The 18,716-nt window shown below is 70.7% G+C and carries 13 protein-coding genes and 2 pseudogenes; 8 read left to right on the plus strand and 7 right to left on the minus strand.

What is annotated here, in order from left to right; translation table 11 throughout:
- Window positions 1-5: 5 nt before the first annotated feature.
- Together CM1CMNOD_RS02965 and CM1CMNOD_RS02970 are read right to left on the minus strand one after the other, a co-directional pair.
- On the minus strand, window positions 6-1,175 hold the full coding sequence (locus CM1CMNOD_RS02965; RefSeq protein ID WP_085948583.1) for a PSP1 domain-containing protein: 1,170 nt from the start codon (window positions 1,173-1,175) through the stop codon (window positions 6-8).
- Window positions 1,176-1,479: 304 nt separating this feature from the next.
- Window positions 1,480-2,334, minus strand: a pseudogene (locus CM1CMNOD_RS02970) (crotonase/enoyl-CoA hydratase family protein).
- Between the two features lie 381 nt (window positions 2,335-2,715).
- On the opposite strand from CM1CMNOD_RS02970, the gene CM1CMNOD_RS02975 reads away from it, so the two are divergent.
- Window positions 2,716-3,075: a hypothetical protein gene (locus CM1CMNOD_RS02975; protein WP_202797667.1), complete on the plus strand. Its 360-nt coding sequence runs from the start codon at window positions 2,716-2,718 to the stop codon at window positions 3,073-3,075.
- Here the strand turns inward: CM1CMNOD_RS02975 and CM1CMNOD_RS02980 are convergent.
- Together CM1CMNOD_RS02980 and CM1CMNOD_RS23860 are read right to left on the minus strand one after the other, a co-directional pair.
- Window positions 3,066-4,913, minus strand: a complete 1,848-nt coding sequence (locus tag CM1CMNOD_RS02980; protein ID WP_013872190.1) for a serine/threonine-protein kinase — start codon at window positions 4,911-4,913, stop codon at window positions 3,066-3,068. The two genes, CM1CMNOD_RS02975 and CM1CMNOD_RS02980, sit on opposite strands and share 10 nt — an antisense overlap.
- 398 nt (window positions 4,914-5,311) lie before the next feature.
- Window positions 5,312-6,466, minus strand: a complete 1,155-nt coding sequence (locus CM1CMNOD_RS23860; protein ID WP_347176440.1) for a PadR family transcriptional regulator — start codon at window positions 6,464-6,466, stop codon at window positions 5,312-5,314.
- A gap of 352 nt (window positions 6,467-6,818) precedes the next feature.
- On the opposite strand from CM1CMNOD_RS23860, the gene CM1CMNOD_RS24285 reads away from it, so the two are divergent.
- The 5 genes from CM1CMNOD_RS24285 to CM1CMNOD_RS03005 all read left to right on the plus strand — a co-directional run bounded on the left by CM1CMNOD_RS24285 (window position 6,819) and on the right by CM1CMNOD_RS03005 (window position 11,680).
- Window positions 6,819-6,878, plus strand: coding sequence for a putative leader peptide (locus CM1CMNOD_RS24285; protein WP_431307069.1), 60 nt, complete (start codon window positions 6,819-6,821; stop codon window positions 6,876-6,878).
- Between the two features lie 308 nt (window positions 6,879-7,186).
- Window positions 7,187-8,185, plus strand: a complete 999-nt coding sequence (locus tag CM1CMNOD_RS02990; RefSeq protein WP_013872192.1) for an ABC transporter substrate-binding protein — start codon at window positions 7,187-7,189, stop codon at window positions 8,183-8,185.
- Window positions 8,186-8,308: 123 nt separating this feature from the next.
- Window positions 8,309-9,298: an ABC transporter ATP-binding protein gene (locus tag CM1CMNOD_RS02995; protein ID WP_013872193.1), complete on the plus strand. Its 990-nt coding sequence runs from the start codon at window positions 8,309-8,311 to the stop codon at window positions 9,296-9,298.
- Complete coding sequence (locus CM1CMNOD_RS03000; RefSeq protein WP_013872194.1) at window positions 9,285-10,151, plus strand: ABC transporter permease; 867 nt, start codon at window positions 9,285-9,287, stop codon at window positions 10,149-10,151. Before CM1CMNOD_RS02995 ends, CM1CMNOD_RS03000 begins: the two co-directional genes overlap by 14 nt.
- 194 nt (window positions 10,152-10,345) lie before the next feature.
- Window positions 10,346-11,680, plus strand: coding sequence for an LLM class flavin-dependent oxidoreductase (locus tag CM1CMNOD_RS03005; RefSeq protein ID WP_013872195.1), 1,335 nt, complete (start codon window positions 10,346-10,348; stop codon window positions 11,678-11,680).
- Window positions 11,681-11,784: 104 nt separating this feature from the next.
- Here CM1CMNOD_RS03005 and CM1CMNOD_RS03010 read toward each other — a convergent pair whose 3' ends face one another.
- Both CM1CMNOD_RS03010 and CM1CMNOD_RS03015 read right to left on the minus strand, forming a co-directional pair.
- Window positions 11,785-12,225, minus strand: coding sequence for a peptidoglycan-binding domain-containing protein (locus CM1CMNOD_RS03010; protein ID WP_013872196.1), 441 nt, complete (start codon window positions 12,223-12,225; stop codon window positions 11,785-11,787).
- A gap of 123 nt (window positions 12,226-12,348) precedes the next feature.
- On the minus strand, window positions 12,349-13,413 hold the full coding sequence (locus CM1CMNOD_RS03015; RefSeq protein WP_013872197.1) for a lysylphosphatidylglycerol synthase transmembrane domain-containing protein: 1,065 nt from the start codon (window positions 13,411-13,413) through the stop codon (window positions 12,349-12,351).
- Between the two features lie 361 nt (window positions 13,414-13,774).
- On the opposite strand from CM1CMNOD_RS03015, the gene CM1CMNOD_RS03020 reads away from it, so the two are divergent.
- On the plus strand, window positions 13,775-14,812 hold the full coding sequence (locus CM1CMNOD_RS03020; RefSeq protein WP_013872198.1) for an MBL fold metallo-hydrolase: 1,038 nt from the start codon (window positions 13,775-13,777) through the stop codon (window positions 14,810-14,812).
- Here CM1CMNOD_RS03020 and CM1CMNOD_RS03025 read toward each other — a convergent pair.
- Window positions 14,805-17,117 (minus strand): phage holin family protein, encoded by a 2,313-nt coding sequence (locus CM1CMNOD_RS03025; protein ID WP_242625427.1) that lies wholly within the window; start codon window positions 17,115-17,117, stop codon window positions 14,805-14,807. The two genes, CM1CMNOD_RS03020 and CM1CMNOD_RS03025, sit on opposite strands and share 8 nt — an antisense overlap.
- Window positions 17,118-17,907: 790 nt before the next feature.
- On the opposite strand from CM1CMNOD_RS03025, the pseudogene CM1CMNOD_RS03030 reads away from it, so the two are divergent.
- A pseudogene (locus tag CM1CMNOD_RS03030) lies at window positions 17,908-18,716 on the plus strand (hypothetical protein); the annotation flags it as partial.

The following is an 18,716-nucleotide window of genomic DNA, read 5'->3' on the forward strand; positions in this document are numbered from 1 at the left end:
GGACACTAGGTGTGCTGCCCCGGGGGCGATGCCTCCGGGGCCGGGTGGCTGGTGTCCGTGTCGCGGGAGGCCTGCCGGCGCAGGCGGCGTCGGGTCCGGGCGTTGTCCGGGGGCGGCGCCGCGGGGGCGGTGGCAGCCGGTGCGGCTGACGTTGCCGATTCCGCCGCTGCCGTGGCCGGGCGTGCGACGGCCGGGTCCGGTGTGACCAGCGGTGGGGCTGTCGGGCTGGGCACCATCGGGTACGCCGGCTCCGCCGCGTCCCTGCCGTTGTCCGAGCTCCCGTCGTCCATGCTCTCGGCGGCGCCCGGTTGTTGTCCCGCCAGGGCATCCGCCACCTCCGGGGCTGTGCCCGGCCCCGGGTGGGCCGCCTCGTACTCCTTGCGTGAGCCGCAGACGCTCGCCCGGCTGCACGCGCATCGCCCGCCACCGGCGTCCAGCCTGACCATGACCTGGTCACGCGGTATGTCGTGGGAGACGACCCGCCCGTCGCCGTCGGGTGTGCTCACCCGGGCGCCCACGGCCGGGACCTTGGCCTTGAACTGTTCATACAGTGGATGTTCGTAGCGCAGACAGCACATCAGCCGGCCACAGGCACCGCTTATCTTCATGGGGTTGAGGGGGAGATCCTGGTCCTTGGCCATCCGGATGCTGACCGGCTCGAAGTCCGTGAGAAAGGTGGCGCAGCACAGGTCACGCCCACAGGAGCCGATTCCTCCCTGGATGCGCGCGCTGTCCCGGGCGGAGAGCTGACGCAGGTCTATCCGGGCCGCGAGGGTACGGGCGAGGTCGCGTACCAGGCCTCGGAAGTCGACCCGGTGGTCGGCGGTGAAATAGATCGTGAACATGTTCTCGGCCCAGATGTGGTCGACACCCACGACCTTCATGGGCAGCTCGTGTTCACGGATCAGACGCTTTGCCGCGACACGCGCCTGCGCCCGACGCCGCCGGGAGGTCGCGTACCGTTCGATGTCGGCCGTCTGCGCCATTCCCGCCAGGACCGGCAGCCCGCCGATGTCATCGCTGACCCACTGCGGTGCCCACATGCATTCGGCGACCTCGGGGCCGGCGTCGGTGGGGATGAGAACCTTGTCCCCGACCTTCGGTGAATACGGTCCGGGATCGGCGTAGTAGAGCCGTCCACGTGGCGAAAACGTGACCGCGCACATCATCGGCATGCCGTCCGCACCGTCCTCCCGACCGTCGGCTTCCGGCTGGACCGCTGGCTGCCGGCCGGGTCGCCCTTGTCTGGCCACCAGCCGATCTCCGGCCACGGCCACCGGCCGACGATGCCCGCTCCGCCTGACACGGGCGCCCGCTCCGCCTGACGCGGGCGTGGCCACGGCCGGATGCTGCCGTTGCGTCAGCCTATCCGTCCGAGGCGCGACGATCCGCTGTATGAGCGAGGCGATTCCGCCTGGCCGCCGGTTGACGTCCGCGTCGGGGCCGGTCGACAGCCCGTGGAGCGACAGGGAACCAGGATCACCGGCCGGTGAACCGCGGTGGTCGCCGTTGCCTGAAGGCGGTCACCGCTTCGGCGAGATCGTGGGAGTGGAGGAACGCGGCGTTCTAGGCCCCGACATAGCGCAGCCCGGCTTCGACCTCGGCGAAGCGGGCATTGTCCAGGACGTCCTTGATGCCCTGGGTGACCAGCGGCGGGTTGGCCGCCACCTCGTCGGCGAAGGCGTGCGCGGCGGCGAGCGCGCCGGCCGGGTCAGGCAGCACGTCGTTGATCAGGCCGATCCGTTCGGCGCGGGCGGCGTCTATGTCCCTGCCGGTCAGCGCGAGCTCCCGCAGGTGCCCGTCCCTGATGATGGCGGGCAGGCGCTGCAGGCTGCCCAGGTCGGCGACCGCGCCGACCTTCACCTCCCGGATGCTGAACAGCGCCTCGGCGCTGGCGTACCGGACGTCGCACGCGGCCAGCAGGTCGACCCCGCCGCCGACACACCAGCCGCTGACCGCGGCGACGACCGCCTTCCGGCTGTACGCGACGAGGTCCAGCGCGTCCTGCATGGACCGCAGCCGGTGGAGAAAACCGGTGCGGAACCGGGCCAGGCCGCCGTCGTCGTCGCTCGCGATGTCGCCCAGTTCGGCCAGCAGCGCCAGGTCCAGGCCGTAGCAGAAGTGGTTGCCAGAGCCGGTGAGCACCACCGCCCGCACGGTGTCGTCGACGTCCAGGGCGGTGAACACCCGCGGGAGCTCACGCCAGAAGTCCGCGCCCAGGGTGTTGCCCTTGCCCGGGCCGAGCAGCGTGACCTGGACGACCGCGCCGTGGCGTTCGACACGCAGCGACACCAGCGGCTGTGCCGGCGGTTCGGCGAACAGGTACGGCTCCAGCGGGATCGGCTGTCGCGGCCCGGTCCGCCCACCGCCGGCGTCGCCGGTACGGGTCGTGTCGCCGGTGGGTCGTGCTGGCACCACCGGAGTGGGGTGTGCTGCAGCCAGTGGCGGCGGTGTCGTCGTCCGCGGCGGCTTTCACGTCGAGCCCGTCCGTCGTCATCGGATTCCCTTCTGCTTCGTCAAGGTCTGGACGGCGCCAGGCCGTGCCGGTGGACGTCGCGAACGGACGTCCCATGGTGGCTCGTCATGCGACGGCCGGGTTGTGAGTATCCGAATACTGAGTGGCCGGAAGGCCGGGACACAAACTACTGCCGGGTAGTTACCGGCCTGGCCGGCGGGAAACTCGACAGCCCACCGGAAGGCTCTACCCTCGACAGGGTGAGCGATCTGACGCAGTCCACCAGCCGGCCAGCCCTCCAGGACGCCGGCGAGGGATCCGACATCGGCGAGGGAGCCGAAGTCGCCGGCACTGTTGCCGGTGGTGCCACCGGCGGCATCGTGCCCGCCACCCCCGGCGGTGCGGTCGTGGCCACCGGGGCGAAGGCGGTGGGCGCGTTCGCCGTCGGAGCGCTGGCCCTCGGCGCGACAGCGCTGGGCGCCCTCGCCGTGGGCGCGCTCGCGATCGGACGGCTGGCGGTCCGACGGGCGCGGGTGGGCAGCATCCAGATCGCGACGCTCGACGTCGAGCACCTCCGCGTGCGACGGCTGGAGATCGCCGACAGCGAAGGTCAGCGGTAGAGGACCGCGCTGGAAGCGCTAACGAGTCCCGGCGACTGCGCGAGATAGTTCATCGACGAACCTGACCGCAGACTGAGATCAAGCGTTGCCGCCACGCAGGCGTTGTACGAGTTCACCACCAGCCGCCCCTGTACCCGGATCGTCGACCCGGCCACATCGGTCAGATAGAGATCGGCTATGCAGCCGAGATCCGGGTAGGACGCCCGGCCCACGTTCTCCCCGATGTCACCGTCGGTAAGAGCGATCTTCACCGTGTACGGGGTCGAGCCGGGCTGGCTGACTGTCCCGGACCATGAGCCCGGGAATCCGACCGGCATGTCGTAGCTCTTCGGCGCCGGTGCCGCTGGTGGTGGCGCGTCCGCGCCGGGGCGTCCGGCGGCCGGCGCCTGGCCCTGGGGGCCGGCCGCGTCCGCCGGGCCGATGCCGTCTGAGCCGGTACCGTCCGAACCGGTACCGGCGGCTGCCTGCGCGATGGAGGGCGCCTCCGGCGGCGGGGCGGACGTTGCCGCCAGCGCCAGGCTCTGCGTCGGCGGGGCCGTGGTGGAGCCGGCTGCCTGTGTCGTGGTGGCGCTGTGTGACGTCGTCGCCGGGCGCGCGCTGACGGTCGCCTCGCTGTCGTCACCGACAGCCCACAACAGGACGCCGGTACCCACGGTCAGTAACGCGACCGCGGCGACGGCGGCGAGGACGGCCGCGGGAAGGCGCCGGTGTCCGCCCGGTCGTGCCGGCCTGCCCAGGGCGCCCGTCGGCCACGGGCCGGACAGCCGCCCGCCGGGCTGCGGTGAGACGGACGCGCCCGCCTGCGCGGAGTATGCGGACGCCGTACCGTCCAGCGACCGTACGTGGGCTACAGCGGTGGGCGCCTGACTGACGTCCGGGGCCGCCGGCGGCGGGGTGTTCCAGGGATGATCGGCGGGCGGCGCGGCCCCGGGTACCGCGGTGCCACCTGCCACGAAGGCGCCCCTCACAGCGCCGCCCGGCACAGCGCCGCCCGGTCTGGACACGGCAGGCGCGACCACGGGCTGGAAGCCGGACGCCGCCAGCCCGGCCAGCGCCCGCTCGGCCGCGTCCGCCGTCGGACGCCACGCCGGCGCCTTGGCGAGCATGCCGGCGATCACGTCCCACAGCGCCGGTGGCAGGCCGGGTATGGGCTGCGGCGCGTCCTCCATGTGGGCGCGCAGGAGCGCGACCGGGTGCGGAGCGGAGAACGGCGGCTGGCCGGCGAGGAGTTCGTACAGCATGATGCCCGCGCTGTAGACGTCGGCCGGCGGCCGCGCGTGCTCCCGGTGGGCCAGCTCCGGAGCCATGTACATCGGCGTCCCGATCATCCCGGTGAGGCGGGTCAGGGACGGCCCGTGCGCCAGCCTGGCGATCCCGAAGTCGGTCAGGCGAGCCTGCGGATCGTCGGGATCGGTGATGTCGACGAGCACGTTGGCGGGTTTGAGATCACGGTGGACGACCCCGGCCGCGTGCACGGTGCTCAACGCGCGCAGCACCTGGCAGGTCAGGGCGACCGCTGTGGCCACCGCGAGTGTGCCGCGTTCGCGCAGGTAGACCCGTAGATCGACACCGTTGACGAGATCCATCACGATCGCGAGGGTGTCGCCTTCGACGACGAGGTCCCGGACGGTGACCAGGTGCGGGTCGCTGAAGCCGAGCAGCACGGACCGTTCCTGGACGAACCTGGCGACGGCCTCGGGGTCGTCGGCGAGTTCCCCGCGCAGCACCTTCACGGCGACCGGGCGGTCGCCGTCGACGGTGGATCCTCGCCAGACCTGGCCGAACGCGCCGCGGCCGATCGGTTCGTGCAGAACGTAGCCAGAGCCCAGCTTCTGCATGGCAGAAGCCCCCTTCCCCCAGAGAAAACCGTGCCCATCCCATCATCTGGGGACTATCGGGGTCACCTGGGGCCGTCGGGGATGAAACCGATGCTTCACACTATTCCGGGCAGGGCTACCGAGGGCGATAGCAGGCGGCTGCGCTGTCTGGAACACCTGTCTGGAACATCTGTCTGGAACGCCGGGTGGCTGGAGCCCTGCGACACATCCGTCCTGGGCTGTGCCCCGGGCATGCCCCAGTCCGCCGGGAGACGATTCCGCCGGCCCCGGCGGGGCGTGAGCGGTCGGGTGAGGTCCCGCTCCTGCCCCGGCCCCGAGCTCGGGGCCGGGGCAGGAAGTTGCGTCGGGTAGCGGATACCGGGTACCCGGCCGAGGACGCTCGCGGGCAGCGGGCCGGGTCAGTCCGCCTGGCCGTCGCCCCTGGTGGCTTCGTTGTCGTCCGGTTCGGTGGGGAATTCCTCGGCGAGGATGCGATAGAGCGCCCGCCGGGCATCCACGAGGATCTTCTGGGCGGCCTGGACCTGGGCGTCGCTGCCGGTCTGCGCAACCTGCACGACGGCCGCTCCCACGCCGAACGCCAGCGACCGCAGGTCGGTCAGGCCGTGGTTGGCGGCAGCCGCGGCTGTTTCCCAGGGCTTGGGTGCGTCCGCGTGGGCGTCCGTGTAGGCGCGGCCCGCGTCGGTGAGGTGGAACACCCGCTTACCGTCGCTTTCCTCGGCGCGGACGAGCCCTTCGTCGGTGAGCAATTGCAGGACGGGGTAGACCGAGCCGGGACTCGGCCGCCAGGCGCCCTGGCTGCGTTCGGTGAGTTCGTTGATGATCTGGTAGCCGTGCATCGGTGCCTCCGCGAGCAGGGCGAGGACAGCCGTGCGGACGTCGCCGCGTCTGACCTTCGCGCCGCGGCCGCGGCCGCCGGGGAAGAAGCCCCGGGCGCCCGGGCCGAAGCCCGGTCCGGGGAAGCCCGGTCCGGGGAAGCCCGGTCCGGGGAAGCCCGGTCCGGGGAAGCCCGGTCCGAAGGGGACGCCGCCAGGGCCGAACGGAACACCGCCGCCGGGCCCCCCGGGCCCCCCGGGCCCGCCATGCCTACCAGGCCCACCGTGCCTGCCGTATCCACCGTGTCTGCTGTGCTGCCAGCCGCCTCGATCGTCGTCGGCTGCTGCCCGGAGGCGGTCGGAGCCGGGGCTGCCATGCCTGCCGCGGCTCCATGGCCACGATCCAGGAAATTCCGATGCGTACACGATAACCCTCCAGTCGTTGTATCGCGTACGCTCACGATATATCGCGATGCGCCGTTGGGCAAGCCGCCGCGAGCCCCGGCCGCCGGTGCCGGTATCGGTGTGACGTACCGCACGTCGGGAGAGCTGGCTGGTGCGGGTGGTGCCGCCGCCGATGCGACGGCACGACGACCTGCTGACTGCCGATCCGGGAGCACGGACAACAGGGCGGGTTGGGCATTGGCGCTGGGCTCCGCTGACCGGCTGACCGGGGGGCGCGGGTTTCGACGTGTCGGCGCCGTCGCCGGTGGGCGGTGCGGGCGCTCTCGCAGGTCTCACCGGTGCTGTCGATGCGGGCGGCGCTGGCGGTGTCAACAGCGGCCGCCCCTGCCGACGGCGCCGTGCCGGTGTCGGTGCCGGTGCCGGTGAGTCTGCCGATCCCGCGGCCGGGTCGGCGGTCTCCTTCGGGCCGCCGGCGTCCAGGGTGGGCTGCCGGCCGGCACCGTCCCCTGAATAAGCGTTACACGACGCGGGTCGGAATTAAGCATTGCCGGAAAATAATCAGATTCTCAAAGTAGCCGGACGGTTACGCCCTTGTCGGTACGTCCGAGCCGTGCAGAATTCCCGGTCAACTTGTTGACAACCCGGCTTGTAGACTGACATAGTGCATAACATGCCAAGGGATATCGGCATGTCGGTCCGGCGCGCGGTGGACCTCCTCCGCGTCGCCAGTGCCATGTGTTCCGCCTGACCGGCCGTCCTCTTTGATCGGCCATCATGGCCGCAGCGTGTATCCCGCGTCCGTCCCGCCTTTTTCTTCCCGCTGTTCCGACGGGTGGGTGCTGCGCCGGCAGCGCCGCCCTGATTTCCCGTGGCTGTTATTTTCGTGTCGCGTACGACCGTGATATCACAGTTGACTTCAACGGTACGGTCGATCAATGTCGCTTCACCGCCGCCCGGGGCCGTGCCGGCCGCTGATCGGTCCGCAGACAAACCCGAGAGGAATTCGACCTCACCATGCAGCACAGTGTTCGACGTGCCGTTCGACGCCGACCAGGGATGCTGCCAGCAGCCATCGCCCTGGTCGCGACGCTGATTCTGGCGGCCTGTGGGCAGGACGCCGGCGGCGGTGCCGCCCAGGTCGAACAGACCGAACTGCGCTATCAGGGCTCCGTCGGTGCGGTCACGCCGGTCGAGCTTGCCGCGGACCTCGGTTATCTCGGCCCCATAAAGCTCAAGTGGATCGGTAACACGATCAGCGGTCCGCAGGACATCCAGTCGACCGCCACCGGGGACGTCGACTTCGGCTCGGCGTTCAACGGAGCGATCATCAAACTGATCGCCGCGGGCTCACCGATCAAGTCGGTGGTCGGCAGCTACGGAATCGACGACAAAGTCTTCGGCGGTTTCTACGTCCTTGACGGGAGTCCGATCACCTCACCCCGTGATCTGTTCGGGAAAAAAGTCGGGATGAACACGTTGGGTGCGCACTACGAGGCTGTCCTGGACGAGTACCTCAAACGAGGTGGCCTCAGCCAGGACGAGATCAAAAAAGTGATACCGACGGTTGTCCCACCGGTGAACACCGAGCAGTCGCTGCGCGAGAAGCAGATCGACGTCGCGGTATTCAGCGGCATTCTGCGGGACAAGGCGCTGGCCCGAGGCGGGATTCACCCGCTGTTCAGCGACTATGAGCTCTTCGGCCCGTTCTCGGCCGGCAGCTACGTGCTCCGCGAGGACTTCATCAAGAAGAACCCGACGACGACCAGGCAGTTCGTCGAGGGTGTGGGCAAGGCCGTCGAATGGTCCAGGACAACTCCTCTCGACCAGGTCATCGCCCGCTTCAAGGACATCATCGCCAAGCGTGACCGCAAGGAGGACGTGACCGCCATCCAGTACTTCAAGGGATACGGGATCGCCGGCAAGGGCGGGCTCATCGCGGACGCCGACTTCACCCGGTGGACAGACTGGTTGAAAGTGAACGGCCAGTTGAAGAAAGACGTCACCCTGGCCGAACTCTTCACCAATGAATTCAATCCGTTCCGGGCGAACTCCTGACGGAGCCGTTCCCGGGGGACCGGGCTGGCAGCCGGCTCCGGACGCGGGACTCCCGGTGCCGCGCCGTCCCAGCCGTCGCGGCACCGGGAATCATCCTTCACCGACACCGAGAGATGATCGGCAATGAGCACGATAGAATTCAGGAACGTCACGAAGAGGTTCGCCGTCCGCAACCACGGCAACCGCCGCAACGCCGTCAGCGAGTTCACCGCGGTCGACGACGTGAACCTGCGCATCCGCAGCGGTGAGTTCCTGGCCCTGGTCGGCCCCAGCGGCTGTGGGAAGTCCACCCTGCTGGACATCCTCGGTGGGCTGACCGGTGTGAGCGAGGGCCAGGTACTCGTCGACGACAACCCGGTCTCCGGCCCCGGCCTCGACCGGGGGATCGTCTTCCAGCAGTATGCGCTGTTCCCGTGGCGGACCGCCCTCGGCAACGTCGAATTCGGTCTTGAGGCCAAGAAAGTGGCGCGGTCACAACGTTCGGCGCTGGCCCGGCACTATCTCGACCTCGTCGGGCTCAGCGGTTTCGAGCACCGATATCCCCACGAACTGTCGGGCGGTATGAAACAACGGGTGGCGATCGCGCGGAGCCTGGCCTACGACCCGGCGGTCCTGCTGCTCGACGAGCCTTTCGCCGCGTTGGACGCCCAGACCCGGGAAACCCTGCAGGACGAGCTGCTGCGGATCTGGGCCAAGACCGGCAAGACGATTCTCTTCGTCACCCACGGCATCGACGAAGCCGTGTACCTCGGTCAGCGGGTCGCGGTGATGACCTCCCGGCCTGGCCGGATCAAACAGATCGTCGACATCCCCATCACCACCCGCGCGGACGGGAACGACCTGCGTTCCGATCCCGAGTTCGTCCGCTACCGGCACGAGGTCTGGGAACTGCTGCGCGAGGAGGTGGCCAGAGCCCAGCAGACCGAGCGTGACGAACAGGCGGCGGGTGAGCGGGCATCCTTCGACGGCGGGCCGGCCCGCCGTGGTGCGGCTGGCGCGGCACCCGCGCAGGCCGCCGGGCACGAGGAGCACACAGGAACAGCGGGGCGCGCGGGGCAGGCGGCGGCCGCGGGGCAGGCGGAGAGGGAAGTGACCAGCGTTGGCCATCGTTGAGAACACCCGTACCGAGGCCGGAACCCGGCTTTCCGCGTCCGCCGGCTCCCCGGTCGCCGCCTCTCGCCGTAGCTGGCTGCCCAGGGCGGGCCGGATCGCCGGCGGGATCTCCCGCCGGGTGGTGGGCATTCTGATCCTGTTGGCCGCCTGGGAAACGCTCCCGCGGCTCGGCGTGGTCGACCGGGTGTTCCTGCCGCCCTTTTCCGAGGTCGCCGACGAATGGGTGGTACTGCTGCGCGGCGGCGACCTGTGGGAGCACACCTCCGCCAGCCTCACCCGGGCGGCCAGCGGTTTCGCCATCGCCATCGCGATCGCGCTGCCGTTGGGACTACTCATCGGCTGGTTCCGGCTGGCGGCACAGTTCCTCAACCCGGTGCTCGAGGTCTTCCGCAACACCGCTCCGCTGGCCCTGCTGCCGGTGTTCGTGCTGATTTTCGGGCTGGGGGAGACCTCGAAGATCGCCATCATCGTCTATGCCTGCGTCTGGCCCGTGCTGCTGAACACGATCAGTGGTGTCCAGGGTGTGGACCCCCTGCTCGTGAAATCCGCGCGGTCGATGGGGCTGCCATCGGTACGGCTGTTCCAGAAGGTCATTCTTCCGGCTGCCGTGCCGACGATTTTTACGGGCGTCCGGCTGGCCGGGGCCTACGCGATCCTGATACTCGTCGCGGCCGAGCTGGTCGGTGCCCAGGCCGGGCTCGGCTATCTGATCAACTATGCCCAGTCGAACTTCGCGATTCCTGAGATGTACGCGGGAATCATCACGGTCTCGGTTGTCGGCCTCATCATCAACCAGGGCCTGCTCGCTCTGGAACGGCGCTTCACGAGGTGGCGGATCACCTCGAACTCCTAGCGCGCCGTCCGGGCAACGCGGCCGGCATCCGTGGCCGTCCGCGCGGAACATGATCCAGGCGAGTTTGCCGTTGTGTACGCTTTTCATCCCCACCGGCGCACACAACGACAAACTCGTGGCGATCTTCTCCGTTGGCCCGGCCGGAGCAGCCGTTCACCCGTCCGTAGGAACTCGTCCGTGGGAAGAGGGACGTGATGTCTGCCGCTGGCAACCGGAAGTTTCATCTCAACGCGTTTCTGATGAACGCCGGGCACCACGATGCCGCCTGGCGGCATCCCCGGACCCAGCCCGAGCGCGCCACCGACCTGACGTATTTTCAGGAGCTCGCGCGCACGGCCGAGCGAGGCAGGCTCGACTCCCTCTTCCTGGCCGACGGGCTGGCGTTGTGGGGCAAGGTCCGGCACAACGTGCTGGGCGGCTTCGAGCCGATCACCCTGCTCTCCGCGCTGGCCACGGTCACCGAGCACATCGGCCTGATCGCCACCGTCTCGACGACCTACAACGAGCCGTTCCACGTCGCCCGCAAGTTCGCCTCTCTCGACCACATCAGCGGCGGGCGGGCCGGCTGGAACATCGTCACCTCCGGCAGCCTCGACGAGGCCCGCAACTTCGGCCTGGACGAGCACCTTGAACACGGCCTGCGGTACGCCCGGGCCCGGGAGTTCGTCGAGGTCGCCACCAAGCTGTGGGACAGCTGGGAGGACGACGCCCCGATCATCGACCGGGCGGGCGGGATATACGCCGACACCAGCCGGATTCGTCAGATCGGGCACGTCGGCGAGTTCTTCCGCGTCCAGGGGCCGCTGAACGTCCAGCGTTCCCCGCAGGGCTATCCGCTGCTGGTACAGGCGGGCTCGTCCGAGGACGGCAAGGAGTTCGCGGCCCAGTATGCCGAGGCGGTCTTCACCGCCCAGCAGACCCTCGCCGACGGCCAGACCTTCTACAAGGACCTGAAGTCGCGCCTGGCCCGTTACGGGCGCGCGCCCGAGGAGGTGAAGATCCTCCCCGGTATCTGCCCGATCATCGGTGCCACCGAGGCCCGGGCCCGGGAGCTGGAGGAGGAGCTCACGCAGCTCCAGGTCCCCGCGTACGGCCTGGCCCAGCTGTCGAGCATGGTCGGCGTCGACCTCACCGGCCTCCCGCTGGACGGGCCGCTGCCCGACCTGCCCGACGAACGGGACATCAACGGCAACAAGAGCCGGTTCACCCTGGTCGCCGAGCTTGCCCGCCGCGACGGGCTGAACCTCCGGCAGCTGATCGCCAGATTGGGTGGCGGCCGTGGGCACCGGGTCTTCGCCGGCACACCGGAACAGGTCGCCGACCAGCTCGAGGAGTGGTTCACCCAGGACGCGGCCGACGGCTTCAACATCATGCCGCCGTTCCTGCCCGGCGGGCTGACGGACTTCGTCGACCTGGTGGTGCCGATCCTGCAGCGCCGAGGCCTGTTCCGCACCGAGTACACCGGACGCACCCTGCGCGACCACTACGGCCTGCCCCGCCCCACAAACCGCCTGGCCATCCAGGCCTGACCGCCGGGCTGAGCCGAGCCGGCGTCGCCGTCGGGCGGGCGGGGCGGCGCCGGTGGGCGGGGTCGGTGCCCACCGGTTCGCGTCCGGTCGCGGGCTGGTCGTGGTCAGTTGCCGGGTTCGTCCTTGACGAGGCGGTTCCAGGTGGTGGGTCCGACGATCCCGTCGACGGTGATGCCGGCGTGCTGCTGGAAGCCGCGCACCCAGGCGTCCGTCCGCCGGCCGAAGACACCGTCCACGGGGAGGAAGTTCCCGGGGTCACTGATCCGGGCGTTTGCCTGGTCCTGGACGGCGCGTACCGCGTCGCCCTTCTCACTCCGGTCACCATCACGGACGGTGATGATGAGCGCCGGCCAGCTCTGGTCGCCGACGGCACCGTCGACCACGATCCCGGCGGACGACTGGAAGGCGCGCACCGCCGCCTCGGTCGCCGGCCCGAAGACACCGTCGACGGTCACCGAGTATCCGTGCGCGCGTAGCAGGTACTGGATGGTCTGTACTGGTTCGCCGCTGCTGCCGTTCTTCTGCAGGGGCCAGGTCGCGGACATGCTTGAGCCTCCTCGGCGGTTGGTTTCGGGGCGACCGGTGGCGGCCACCTAGAAACACTATGAGTGATGATCTTATATCTGTCAGTCACGCATCCGGCCGGGATGGCTGCCCGCGTCAGGTCATCAGGTTGTGATCTCCTCGTTGATCGTGCTCGGATCGTTCCACGGCCGTTGCCGCGGCAGCTTGCGGTGCCGCAGCGACCCCGTCCGCAGGGACAGGTAGGCCACGGCCGACAGCGGGATGGGCAGCCAGAAGTTCGCCAGCCGCCAGGTGACGACCCCCAGCAGCGCCACGGCCCGGGTCGAGCCGAACCCGACCAGGGTGGGGACCAGCACCCCTTCGATGATCCCGAGTCCCCCGGGGGAGATCGGGACGGCGGCCAGCACGTTGGCGAGCCCGTAGGCGACCAGCAGGCCGTCCACGGACGCGGCGTGGCCGTAGGCGTACAGGAACACCCACAGGGAAGCGGCGGCGAGCAGCCAGTTCGCCGCCGCCCACAGCGTCGCCCTGGCGAGCTGGAGCCTGTCCGCGCCGAGGACCCGCAGCCGGTCGGCAAAGGTGCGCACCAGCCGTTCGGCGCCGTCCGGTGACAGCCTCGGCGCGCGGTGGGCGACGGAACGCACGACGCGGACGGTTCGTTCACTGCCCCGGGTGAGCAGTATCACGCCGACGAAGACGGCGGCGATCAGCAGCGTCCCCACCGCCGCGGCCGTGCCGTAGATCGGGTTGCCGCCCCGGGTCGGGATGGAGATCAACAGGCCGATCCACAGGATCACGTTCAGGACGACCGCCGAGCCCGCGCCCTGGATCGCCGCGGCGGACACCGCCTCGGACGCGCCGACTCCGGCACTGCGTTGCAGGCGGTAGCGCAGCGCGCTCGCGGTGGCGGCACCGCCGGGCAGCATGTGGCTGACACCGAGGGTCGTCAGGTCGATCCGGATCAGCGTCCACAGCGACGGCCGGCCCTCCCGGGCGAGCACGCTGCGGGTCAGCATCGCGTAGGCGAGCAGGGACGCCGCCTCCAGGACCAGGCCGAGCACCAGAAAACGCGGCTCCACGTCGGAGAACGTCTCCAGCGCCTTGCGGGCACCGGCCAGTTGCGGCAGCACCGCGTATTCGACGATCAGTGCCAGTATCACGACCGCGGCGCCCCGGCGCAGCCATCGGGGCACCCGCAGCAGCGTCATCGGCCCGCACCCGTGGACGCCCTCGCTGTCGTGCCGGCACAACCACCGTCATGGCCGTCAGCGGACCCCCGCAGGCAGTACCGCGAGCGCGTACAGCACTCCGCGGGCCGGCAGCGGGACATCCGGCGGCGGGACATCGTTGTCGTGAGACCGCGCATCGCATCTCATGGTGGCCTATCGATGCTCTTGTCTACCCCGTCACCACGCGGGAACACGGGACTCCGACTGACCGTGCGCCGGTGAACATGCCGATCAGGCGTCCTGGCGGTGCCGAATCTGTCATTCGTGGCCGTGAAGCATCGATTTTTGTGGCACGGCGAGGAGACCGCGGGCGGCGGCACGCCGCGGGCACACTGGTGGGGTGGACGTCACCTGGTGGGGGCACAGCACGGTTGTGATCGCCGATGCGGGCACGCGGCTGGTGACCGATCCCGTCTTCGGGATGCGCGTCGCCCACCTGCGCCGGCGGGCTGGCACGCGCCCGGTGGCGCAGGCCGCGCGGGTCGACGCGGCGGTCGTCTCGCATCTGCACGCCGACCATCTCGACATCCCGTCGCTGAAGCTGCTCCCGCCGACCGCGCCGATCCTCCTGCCGCGCGGTGGCGCCGCCCTGCTGGCCCGCCGACACCCGGCGCTCGCCGAACGCTGCGTGGAGATGGTGCCCGGTGACCGCGTCCGAGTGGCTCCCCGTAACGGCACAGCCGCCTGGCTCGGCGATGCCGGTGGTAGCGCTGACAGCCACGCCGACAACGGCAGCAGCGTCGATCATGGTGATGGCCGCGGTATCGATCACAACGTCGATCACGGCGATGGCTGCAACATCCGTCCCGCCGTCGATCGTGATATCGATCATGGCGGCGGGGTGGCGGTCGCCGCCGGTCTGGACGTGCTGGCGGTGCCCGCCGAGCACGACGGTTCGCGGGGGCCGTGGTCACGCCATCGCGGCCCGGCGCTCGGATTCGTGGTGACCGGCAGCCAGACGGTGTGGTTCGCCGGGGACACCGCCCTGCACGACGCCATGGCCGATCTCGCCCCGCTCGGCCTCGACCTCGCTCTCGTCCCGGTCGGCGGCTGGGGGCCCAACCTCGGCCCTGGGCATCTCGACCCGGCCGGCGCGATCGAGGCGGTCCGGCGGACGCTGGGCCCGCGGCCGCTCCCCGCGCAGGCGGTGGCCGAGGCCGCGGCGGTGGGGGTGGCGGTACCGATCCACTACGGGACCTTCTGGTCGGTCGGTTTCGACCGGGTGCGTCCCGACCGTTTCCACGAGCCCGGACGCGAGTTCGCCCGACTGGCCGCCGCCGCTGCCGACCTGCCCGCCGAGGTGCGTGTGCTCGCCCACGGCGAGTCCCTGGCCCACCCGCCGGCCGGCCGGTGGACGCCCGCGGGAGCTGTCAGGTGACGTTTTTCGACGAAGCGTGTGCCGGCTGCTCCGTATCCGGCTGCTCCGTATCCGGCTGCTCCGTATCCGGTTGTGCGCCTGGTTCCACCGGCCGTCCGATCGTGTTCTGCGTGGTTTCCGCGGCTTCCTGAACGCCGGGGGCCTCGTGGGCTCCGGGGGGTTTCGGGGCCGGCGCGGTTTTCGCGTCGGCCGGCCCGCCAGAGGCGGCGGGACGGGGCTCGGGCAGCGGGCCGCGGCGCAGCCCGAGCTGTTCCAGCCAGCGGACGAGCTGGTGGTGGACGGCGTCCGGGCCCTCGATCGGGCCGGGTACGGTCGGCCAGCCCGCCGGGTACAGCAGCACGGCCCGGGTCTGGTCGCCGCCGATCCCGCCGTGGCAGCCGACCAGCTCCTCGAACGCGGCGACCTCCCGGGTGCCGGGGTCGATCCGGCTCACGACGACGATGTCGCCGACGTTGTGCATCCGCTGGTGGCGCAGCAGGTCCGCGGCGGCCCGCGAGCCGTACCCGAGCAGCGGGTTGGTGCCCTCGACCACCCCGGTCTCCAGGAACATCCGGCCCCGGGCGCCGAAGGCGACCGGTCCGTGCCCCTGGCAGCGCACCACGACGAACCCGACCCCCGGGTGGTCGATCAGCCCGCGGACGAGCGCGGGGTGCAGGAACTCCATCTGTTCGAGATCGGCACGGCCGGCCACCTGCGGCAGGTAGACCATGGCCAGGTTCCCGGACGCGACCACGACGAGGTCCGGCCGCTGCGGGTCGAGAGTGACCTCCAACCGGGACGGGCCGAAGGTGATCTGACCGTCGTCGGTGCGCCGACGCAGCATCAGCCGCCCCGGCCCGGTGCCGTCCCCGCCGCCGGTGACCTCGGTGAGCAGGGTGTTCACCGGGCCCCAGCCCTCGGCGGTCCCGGTTGCCGCGGCCGCGGCCGCCCCCGGCGTCAGCAGGCCGCGGACGGTGTCCTCCAGGGACCGTCCGTAGCGCTGGCGGAACGTCGCGCCCTGGCTCTGCCCGTGGTCGGACAGGACGACGATCTCGTACGTGCGCTCGACGGCGCTGGCGATCCGTTCGAGCATCGCCAGCACCCGGTCGATGCCCTCCAGCGTCTGCAGCGACTCCCGCCGGTTGGGCCCGGCATGGTGGGCGACCTCGTCGTAGTCCACGAAGTCGCAGAACACCACGGGTACGCCGCGGGCCATCTGTTCGGCGATGAACGTGACGTTGAGGTCGCGCAGCAGGACGTTGGTCAGCCCGCGCAGCGCGACGTACGAGCCACCGCGGCGGACCCGGGGAAAGATGTTGTCGCGGCGCTGTTTGCGGGCCTGGTGCACCTCTTTGATCATTTCGCCGATGGTCAGGACCAGCGAACGGGCGAGCCCCTGCGGGCTGGCCGCGAACGAGGCGTAGCCGCGGGCCCGGCGGCCGGGTAGCCCGGCCTGGCTGACGGTGAGCAGGCTGTGCGGCGCGTCGCCGGAGAAGACGTTGCTGATGCTGACCCCACCGTCGGCGAGCAGGCCGCGTCCGTTGCTGAACCCCCGCTCGATCTCGGCGGCGTCCCGCGGCCGGTTGGTGACCACCAGCCGGCCGGCATCCTTGTCGTACCAGCGGAAGGCGGGGACGTGGCCGGACGTGCCGTGCAGGATGCCGGCCTGGCTGGTCGGGGTCGTCGACGGCATGCCGGTGTGCCACTCGACGAAGCGGTGCGAGCCGCCGCGGACCCAGCGGCTCAGCGTGGGCAGGTTGCCGGCCGTGACCGCCCACCGCAGCAGCGGCGCGGACAGGCCGTCGATCTGCACGATGACGACTCCCGGGCCGTCGAACGGGCTGCCGCCCCCGCCGCCGTAGCGAGCGACCTGTCGCATGACCTCGCTGCTGAACGTCCCGTCGCTGCCGGCGTCGGCCAGCCAGCCGACGACCGCCGAGATCACCGCGATGCCCCAGGCGACCCCGACGGCCGCGCCGAAGCTGCTGGAGATCACCTCTGGTTCGATGCGCAGCGCAACGTAGATCACCAGGGTCTGCGCGAACAGGCCGATCAACGGGATGGCGATCCCACCGAGCGCGACCGCCAGGGCGACGAGCACCGGCCGCAGCACCGCGCCCACCAGGGTGAGAATGACCACCAGGCGTATCAGCGCGCCGAAGCCGTTGATCTCGATGCCGGGCAGGAACTCCAGGGCCAGGCCGAACGCGAGCCCGCTCGCCGCGACGGACCGGGTGACGCGCAGGAGGCGGTGCGGCGTCGGCTTCATGTCGCGCAGCACGATGCCGGCGAGGCGCAGCCGTCCCCGCAGCAGCCTACCGATCACGGCGAGGCGCCGCCCGTGCCCGCGCCCACGTTCGGGCCGGGCGGGGCGGGACCGCGTACCAGTGTCGGTGCCGTCGGCACCGGTGTGACCCACAACCATGACCAGCGCAGACTAGAGCGCCGGTCAAGCAGCGCGGACAGCGTCCGCGTCCGTCCGCGTGGAGCGTGGCCCGGACGAGCTCGTCGTTCGGCGCTCTTTTCGGCCTGGTGGGCGTACGCGACGACGGATTTCTGGCGATCTTTTCTGTTGTTCGGGGCCTGTTGGCGTCGGTCACCGGCGGTGCGGTTGCTCATGGCCGTGCCGTGGGTGTTTTGGATCATATCTGACGGATTTCGACTGGCTGGACGGGAAATCGTCCGTGTCTGACCGCCCGCCCGATCGTCGCGCGGTTGTCCGGCGGATGAGCGCCGGATGGTCGTGGTGACGACCGGATATCGGGCATCCAGCTGCCCGGCCGCGGGTCATGGCCCCGGAGCGGGGTCTGGAGCGAGCCCGGGAGTGAGAAATACCGGTATTTGAGCAGGCGCCGGCGGGGTGCAATTCGGGCGAATGGTCCCGGTGAGCTGATCCGGAAGTCACGCAACACACTGGATCACCACCTTACGCCCATCGTAGACACTTCGATCACGCACCATAGAAACAAGCACCGGTTGCGAGCCGGTGTACGGCGAGGTGGTCGGATCCGGAAAACGACGCGGCGAGTCAGGTGGGAGGCGCGGTGAGCCACACGCGCGTCCGGGCGGGTCGGCGTGGGCCGGTTCCGGCCCCCCGTCCCGGAGCGGACGGCTCCGTGACCGGCTCCGTGGCCGACTCCCGCGAGGAGGACCTCCGCGCGGCCGAGGGCCACCCGTCCGAGAGCCCCGCGGCGGCCGAGGCCCACAGCGGGACGAGGGAGGTCAACGCCGGGCCAGCGGGCGTCCCCGCGGGGAGCGCCTTCCCCGGGGCCGCTCCCCGGCGGGACGGCCCACGGAGGGCAACCGGCCGTGCCGGCCGCCGCCGGGGCGGTGGCTCCCGCCGCCGTCGACACCGCTGGGACCGCCCGCTGCGAGTGCTGGTCGTGCTGGTCGCGGCGGTGTGCTGGCCCGCGGTCGTCGGCCTGCTCACCGTGCACGCGACCGTGCAGCAGCCGGGCTACTACAAGCGGGCGCTCGCCGACGCCGACGTGTACGAGCGTTTCTACAGCCAGGTCCTGACCGACCCGCAGATCGTCGAAATCTCCGACCAGCTCTTCGCCGGCCTCCCCGTGGACCAGTCGTTGCTGACCGCGAACCTGCGGGTGGTCGTCCCCCCGTCGTCGTTGCAGGGGGTGGCCGCGAGCCTGGCGGAGCGCACCGCGGGCTATCTGAGCGGCAACGGCGACACGCTCTACCTGCGCATCGACCTGCGCCCGGTGCTGGCCAACATCTCCCAGCTCGCCAGCACCTACCTGGCCGACGAGCTCTCGGGCGCCGGCACCTACCCGGTGGACGACGTCAGCCGGTTCACCGTCGGCCTGCTCGACGCGCTCGACCAGCTCTCCCAGGGACGCCCACCGGCGTCCGTGCCGTCGATCACCTCGGTCCGGCTCTCCGAGCGGCAGGCCGACCAGGTGGCCGACGC

This window comes from Protofrankia symbiont of Coriaria myrtifolia, assembly GCF_900634755.1.
GTDB lineage: Bacteria > Actinomycetota > Actinomycetes > Frankiales > Frankiaceae > Protofrankia > Protofrankia coriariae.